Here is a 6,316-nt window from a genome sequence, read left to right as displayed (position 1 = left end):
GAGCGGGAAACGAGACTCGAACTCGCGACCCCGACCTTGGCAAGGTCGTGCTCTACCAACTGAGCTATTCCCGCAACTACCTTAAAACAGGCCGTACAGCATTTGGTTGCTTGCGCTACTGTACGGGAGCCGAATTATAAGAGCAGTCATTCCAATTGCAAGGGCTTTTTTGTCTGGTTGCGCGCGTTCGCTCAAAAGCTGGCCGAACTGTCGATTTTAGCAGCCAGCGCATGACAAACCCTTGCCGGGGAATCAGATCTTGAAGACGTGGCTGCGATAGAACTGCAGCTCGGCGATGGATTCGCGGATGTCGTCCAGCGCCTGGTGGGTGCCGCTCTTCTTGAACTGATCCAGCAACTCCGGCTGCCAGCGGCGTACCAGCTCCTTGATGGTGCTGACGTCGACGTTGCGGTAGTGGAAGAAGGCTTCCAGATCAGCCATGTGCTTGACCATGAAGCGGCGATCCTGACCGATGCTGTTGCCGCACAGCGGGCTGGTGCGCTCCGGCACCCACTGGCGAATGAACGCGAGGGTCTCGGCAACGGCTTTCGCCTCGTCATGCTGGCTCGCCTTGACCCGGGCCACCAGACCACTGTTGGTATGGGTGTTGACGTTCCACTCGTCCATCTTGGCCAGCTCTTCGTCGCTCTGGTGAATGGCGATGACCGGCCCTTCGGCCAGCACGTTCAGGTCCTTGTCGGTGACGATGGTGGCAATCTCCAGTACCACGTTCTCTTCGGGGTCGAGACCCGTCATCTCCATGTCGATCCATACCAGGTTCTGCGCGCTGACTGTCATGATTACTCTCTCTGTTGGGAGGAATGGCGGAATTTTGCCAATTTGCATGTATCATACTGGCTTTGGATCTGTTCATAAACTGGCGAATCGAGTGGCAAAGAAAGCAAAACTCAATCTGGGTCAACAAAGACGCGTCCAGGCCAACCGCGAGCGTCGGCTGCAAAAAGAGCACACCACAGAGGTGGATGACACCCTGTTTGGCCCGGCCATCGAAGGGGTGGTGATCAGCCGTTTCGGTCAACACGCGGACGTGGAAGCGAGCGATGGCACCATCCACCGCAGCAACCTGCGGCGCAGCAGCATCAGCAGTCTGGTCTGTGGCGACAAGGTGGTGTGGCGTCCCGGCCTCAATGCCGCGACAGCGGGCGTCATCGAGGCGGTGCATCCGCGCCACTCGGTACTGACCCGGCCGGACTTCTACGACGGGGTCAAACCCATCGCCGCCAACATCGACCAGATCATCATCGTCTCGGCGGTGATGCCCGAGTTCTCCACCAACATCGTCGACCGCTATCTGGTGGCCGCCGAGGATGTGGAGATCCGCCCCCTCATCGTGCTGAACAAGGTCGACATGCTCGATGATGCCGCCAGAGCGCGCATCGAGAGCCAGCTCGAAACCTATCGCAAACTCAATTACGAAGTGCTGCTGGTGAGCTGCGAGAGCGGCGAAGGGCTCGATGAGCTGAAAGCCGCACTGACCGACAAGATCAGCATCTTCGTCGGCCAGTCCGGGGTCGGCAAGTCGTCCCTCACCAATGCCCTGATGCCGGGGCTGGATGTGCTCACCGGCGAGATCTCCGAGAACTCGGGGCTCGGCCAGCACACCACCACCACGGCGCGGCTCTACCACTTCCCGAGCGGTGGCGATCTCATCGACTCCCCCGGGATCCGCGAGTTCGCCCTCTGGCATCTGGAGGCCGACCGCATCACCTGGTGCTTCGTCGAATTCCGCGACTATCTGGGTGGCTGCAAGTTCCGCGACTGTACCCACAAGGACGATCCCGGCTGTGCCCTGCGCGCCGCGGTCGACGCGGGCGCCATCAGCGCTGATCGCTTCCACAACTATCACCGCATCCTGGAAACCATGCAGGAAGCCCGTCACGGTCGCCAACAGGCGCGCCTGTGACCCTAATAAACCTACGTTGATGATGAACATGAGCATTACTGACAACCTGAAAATTGCCGGTCAATACTGTCTGCCCAAGCACGCCCTCTCCCGTCTGATCGGCAAATTTGCCGCTGCCGAAGCGGGCAACATCACCACCAAAGTGATCGAGGCTTTTATCAAGCAGTACAAGGTCGACATGAGCGAGGCGCTGCACGAGAGCCCGGCCCACTACAAGAGCTTCAACGAGTTCTTCACCCGCGAGCTCAAGCCCGGAATCCGCCCCGTGGTAGAAGATGCCATGACTCTGGCGCTGCCGGTGGATGGTACCGTCAGCCAGCTCGGCCCCATCCAGCAGGGTCGCATCATTCAGGCCAAGGGCCACGACTACAGCGCCCGCGAGCTGCTGGGCGGTTATGAGGATCTGGTGGCACCGTTCAAGGATGGCGACTTCGCCACCATCTACCTGGCGCCCAAGGATTATCACCGCATCCACATGCCGCTGGACGGCGTACTGGAGAGCATGGTGTTCGTGCCGGGGGATCTCTTCTCCGTCAACCCGCTCACCGCCGAGAACGTGCCCAACCTGTTTGCCCGCAACGAGCGGGTGGTCGCCACCTTCCGCACTCCGCACGGCCCCATGGCGCTGGTGCTGGTCGGTGCCACTATCGTGGCCAGCATCGAAACCATCTGGGCCGGCAACATTGCGCCGACCAAAGAGAAGAAGGTGGTGCGCTGGGACTACACCGGCGACGAGGCCATCACCCTGCAAAAAGGCGCCGAGATGGGGCTGTTCAAGCTGGGCAGCACCGTGGTCTGCCTGTTTGGCCCGGGCATGCTGGCCGGTTTCGAGCCCCATCTGGCCAACGGGGTCACCACCCGCATGGGTCAGCCCTTTGCCAAGCTGGCGGAGCAGGCATGAGCGAGCAACCGAACGCCTCGCAGAAGAACAACCCGCTGCACGGGCTGACGCTGGAGGCCATCGTCACCGCGCTGGTCGAGCACTATGGCTGGGAAGAGCTGGGGCAGCAGATCAATATCCGCTGCTTCACCGATAATCCCAGCATCAAGTCCAGCCTGAAGTTCTTGCGCAAGACCCCCTGGGCTCGGGAGAAGGTCGAAAGCCTCTACCTCTACGTCCAGCGCAAGCAAGCCAAATCGAAGAAGGAAGGGCAAGATGGCCTTTAAGATTACGTACACCTATAAAAAACAGGCCAAAGAGCTCGGCTATGCCAACGACAAGTTCCGCAGCATCTACGACGCCATCGCCGCAGCCGAAGGGCTGGATCTCTCCAGTTTCCACGCCATGGAGGCCCAGCTGGCTCAGGTATGTCGCCGTGACAAGAAAAGCGTGAAGGATTACCAGGAGAACTACTTCAAAGAGTTGGGATTCTCCAACATCGTCATCGAACGGGACAATCTCGAAGAGGATCAGGAGTAACCATGCGAACCTTGATTCTGATGGCCGCCTCTCTGCTGCTGGCGGCATGCAGTACACCGGAACAACATCTGGTGGGCAGCGATCGCGACAGCCACGGCTGTATCGGCAGTGCGGGCTATCAGTGGTCGGCGCTGACTGGCAAATGTGTGCGCCTGTTTGAAGAGGGTATCCGGCTCAATCCGACCGATGCCGGCCAGACCAGCAGCGCGTTCGTGCTGTTCAACACCGATCAGAGCAAGGCCGAGCTCACCCTGCCCACTGGCGAGCAGCACCAGCTTGCCCGTCAGGGCATGGAAGGCAACTGGTCGTGGCAGGGTAGCGGCTACACCCTCTTCCCCTGGAAGGGCTATGTGCTCAAATCCGGTGACAAGGTGCTCTATCAGGGGGAGTAACCCGAACGCCTGATATCTTCCCGATATCCGCCAAATAAAATGCCGACCCAAGTGGTCGGCATTTTTGTATGTGAAACAGACTGTTATCAGGCGCGGCTAAGGTAATCGGCCTGCCCCACCCACTTGTAGCTGGTGAGCTCGGTCAGCCCCATGGGGCCACGAGCGTGCAGCATCTGGGTCGAGACCGCCACCTCGGCCCCCAGCCCAAACTGGCCACCATCGGTGAAACGGGTCGAGGCGTTGACGTAGACAGCCGCCGAACCGGCCCCGTTGACGAAACGCTCGGCGTTGGCCAGATCGTTGGTCAGGATGGCATCGGAGTGGCCGGCGTTGTGCTCGCGCATATGGGCCAGCGCCTCGTTCACATCCGCCACCAGCTTGACCCCCAGGGTCAGCCCCAGCCACTCGGTATCGAAATCCTCCGGCCCCGCCTCGCACAGGTTGTCGGCACCCGCCAGCAGCGTCATGGTGTTGGCCGCGGCCACCAGCGTCACCTTGCGCTCGTTCATCAGCGTCACCAGTTGCGGCAGGAAGGTGGCTGCCACCTTCTCGTGTACCAGCAGGGTATCGAGGGCGTTGCAGGCGGAGGGGCGCTGCACCTTGGCGTTGTCGATAACCGCCAGAGAGCGCACCAGATCGGCGCTCTCGTCGACGAAGATGTGGCTGATGCCAAACCCGCCGATGATGACCGGGATGGAGCTGTTCTCCTTGCACATCTTGTGCAGGCCGGCGCCACCGCGGGGGATGATCATGTCTACATAGCGGTCGAGGCGCAGCAGCTCGCCGACCAGCGCCCGATCCGGGTTGTCGATGTACTGCACCGCCGCCTCGGGCAGACCGGAGGCCGCCAAGGCATGCTGGATCACCCGCACCAGTTCCAGATTGGAGTGGAAGGTCTCGCGCCCGCCGCGCAGTATGCTGGCGTTACCGGTCTTGAGGCAGAGGCTGGCGATGTCGATGGTGACGTTGGGGCGCGCCTCGTAGATGACGCCGATAACCCCGATGGGCACCCGACGACGGGAGAGACGCAGGCCATTTTCCAGCACCCGGCTATCCATTTCGGCGCCGACCGGATCGTCCAGCGTGATCACCTTGCGCACATCTGCCACGATACCGGCTAGCCGGGCCGGATTGAGCAGCAGGCGATCCAGCATCGCCTCTGACAAGCCCGCTTCACGGCCGGCGGCGATATCTTTCGCGTTGGCGGCGAGGACCTGCTCACTGCGCGCTTCCAGCTCGTCGGCGATGGCGGCCAGTGCCCGATTCTTCTGCGCCGTGCTGATGGTAGCCAGCTGATAGGCGGCTTCTCGGGCCGCCTGCCCCATTTTCTCCAGACTCATCTCATTTCCCTTTGTTCATGCTGTGCCGCCCTGATTAGAGCAGCACCATATCGTCTCGATGGATGGCTACTGAACCATATCCATAGCCCAGTACCTGCTCAATCTGATCCGAGTGGACGCCGCGCAGTTTATCCAGCTCCAGATGGTCGTAACGGCAGATACCGCGCGCCAACTCGGCGCCTTTGGGATCAAGAATACGCACCACATCGCCCCGAATGAAATCGCCCTTGACTGCCACAATCCCCTTGGGCAGCAAGCTGGAGCCTTTCTCCTTCATGGCGGCCACTGCGCCCGGATCCACATGCACTTCGCCGTGAGGAGGTGGGCCTGCCAGGATCCAGCTCTTGCGTCCTTCCAGCGGGGACGCCAGCGCGGGAAACAGGGTGCCAATCCGCTCACCCTTGGCAAGACGGCCAATCACCTCCGGCATCTGGCCGGTCGCGATCACCACGTTGACACCAGCTCGACGGGCCACATCGGCGGCCTGCAGCTTGGTAGCCATGCCGCCGGTGCCAAGGCCGCTGACACTGTCACCCGCCAGCGATCGCAAGGTATCGTCGATGGTCTGCACCTCTTCAATAAGCTGGGCATCGGGATTGGTGCGCGGATCGGCGGTAAAGAGCCCCTTCTGGTCTGTCAGCAGGATCAGCAGATCCGCATCCGCTAGAATGGCGGCCCGTGCGGAGAGGTTGTCGTTGTCGCCGACCTTGATCTCGGCGGTCGCCACCGCATCGTTTTCGTTGATGACCGGAATAATGCGGTGATCGAGCAAGGTGCGCATGGTGTCGCGGGCGTTGAGGTAGCGCTCCCGATCTTCCAGATCGGCGCGGGTCAGCAGCATCTGGCCGATATGCAGACCGTAGAGGTTGAACAGATCCTGCCATACCCGAATAAGCTGGGTCTGACCAACCGCCGCCAGCATCTGCTTGTTGGGAAGGGTTGGCGCCAGTGGCGGGTGACCCAGATGTTCACGCCCGGCGGCGATAGCTCCTGATGTGACAACCACGACCCGATGGCCGTGACGGTGCAAGGCCGCACACTGTCTGACCAGCTCGACCATATGGGCACGATTGAGCTGGGAAGACCCCCCTGTGAGCACGCTGGTGCCCAACTTGACGACTATGGTTCTGTTTTCCATGGGAGCATAAAGGCTAAAAAATAAGGAATATCTTTATACCCACGGCCATGGGGCCCTGCAAGGCAATTCCATAAAGGGTGATGAAAGGATGGGGCAAGAGTC

Annotated in this window: 8 protein-coding genes and 1 tRNA gene; 5 read left to right on the top strand and 4 right to left on the bottom strand. The window is 60.8% G+C overall.

What is annotated here, in order from left to right:
* Nucleotide 1: 1 nt before the first annotated feature.
* Together G5182_RS06835 and orn are read right to left on the bottom strand one after the other, a co-directional pair.
* Nucleotides 2-74, bottom strand: a tRNA-Gly gene (locus tag G5182_RS06835).
* 178 nt (nucleotides 75-252) lie between these two features.
* Entirely contained in the window at nucleotides 253-798 is a 546-nt protein-coding gene (gene orn, locus G5182_RS06830; RefSeq protein WP_216980192.1) for an oligoribonuclease, read from the bottom strand.
* A gap of 91 nt (nucleotides 799-889) precedes the next feature.
* Between orn and rsgA the strand changes: the two genes are divergently transcribed.
* Genes rsgA through G5182_RS06805 form a run of 5 tightly spaced genes read left to right on the top strand, consistent with a single transcriptional unit; the run spans nucleotide 890 to nucleotide 3,736 of the window.
* Entirely contained in the window at nucleotides 890-1,924 is a 1,035-nt protein-coding gene (gene rsgA / locus G5182_RS06825) for a small ribosomal subunit biogenesis GTPase RsgA (RefSeq protein WP_204356927.1), read from the top strand.
* 28 nt (nucleotides 1,925-1,952) lie between these two features.
* The gene (gene asd, locus G5182_RS06820) at nucleotides 1,953-2,825 is read left to right on the top strand and encodes an archaetidylserine decarboxylase (RefSeq protein ID WP_064341070.1); all 873 of its coding nucleotides are present in this window, start codon (nucleotides 1,953-1,955) and stop codon (nucleotides 2,823-2,825) included.
* Nucleotides 2,822-3,091: a VF530 family DNA-binding protein gene (locus G5182_RS06815; RefSeq protein WP_005349372.1), complete on the top strand. Its 270-nt coding sequence runs from the start codon at nucleotides 2,822-2,824 to the stop codon at nucleotides 3,089-3,091. The genes asd and G5182_RS06815 overlap by 4 nt, the downstream gene beginning before the upstream one ends.
* On the top strand, nucleotides 3,081-3,344 hold the full coding sequence (locus G5182_RS06810) for a DUF2960 domain-containing protein (protein ID WP_216980190.1): 264 nt from the start codon (nucleotides 3,081-3,083) through the stop codon (nucleotides 3,342-3,344). Before G5182_RS06815 ends, G5182_RS06810 begins: the two co-directional genes overlap by 11 nt.
* A 2-nt stretch (nucleotides 3,345-3,346) precedes the next feature.
* Nucleotides 3,347-3,736, top strand: a complete 390-nt coding sequence (locus tag G5182_RS06805) for a hypothetical protein (RefSeq protein WP_216980189.1) — start codon at nucleotides 3,347-3,349, stop codon at nucleotides 3,734-3,736.
* Between the two features lie 86 nt (nucleotides 3,737-3,822).
* On the opposite strand, the gene G5182_RS06800 is transcribed toward G5182_RS06805, so the two are convergent.
* Together G5182_RS06800 and proB are read right to left on the bottom strand one after the other, a co-directional pair.
* Nucleotides 3,823-5,076: a glutamate-5-semialdehyde dehydrogenase gene (locus tag G5182_RS06800; protein WP_216980188.1), complete on the bottom strand. Its 1,254-nt coding sequence runs from the start codon at nucleotides 5,074-5,076 to the stop codon at nucleotides 3,823-3,825.
* Nucleotides 5,077-5,110: 34 nt separating this feature from the next.
* Nucleotides 5,111-6,214 (bottom strand): glutamate 5-kinase, encoded by a 1,104-nt coding sequence (gene proB / locus G5182_RS06795; RefSeq protein ID WP_279497509.1) that lies wholly within the window; start codon nucleotides 6,212-6,214, stop codon nucleotides 5,111-5,113.
* Nucleotides 6,215-6,316: the final 102 nt, after the last annotated feature.

Source organism: Aeromonas sp. 600948 (genome assembly GCF_049174875.1).
Classification (GTDB): Bacteria; Pseudomonadota; Gammaproteobacteria; order Enterobacterales; family Aeromonadaceae; genus Aeromonas; species Aeromonas veronii_A.
The sequence above is the reverse complement of the archived record's forward strand: the minus strand, read 5'-3'. Positions and strand labels throughout refer to the sequence as shown.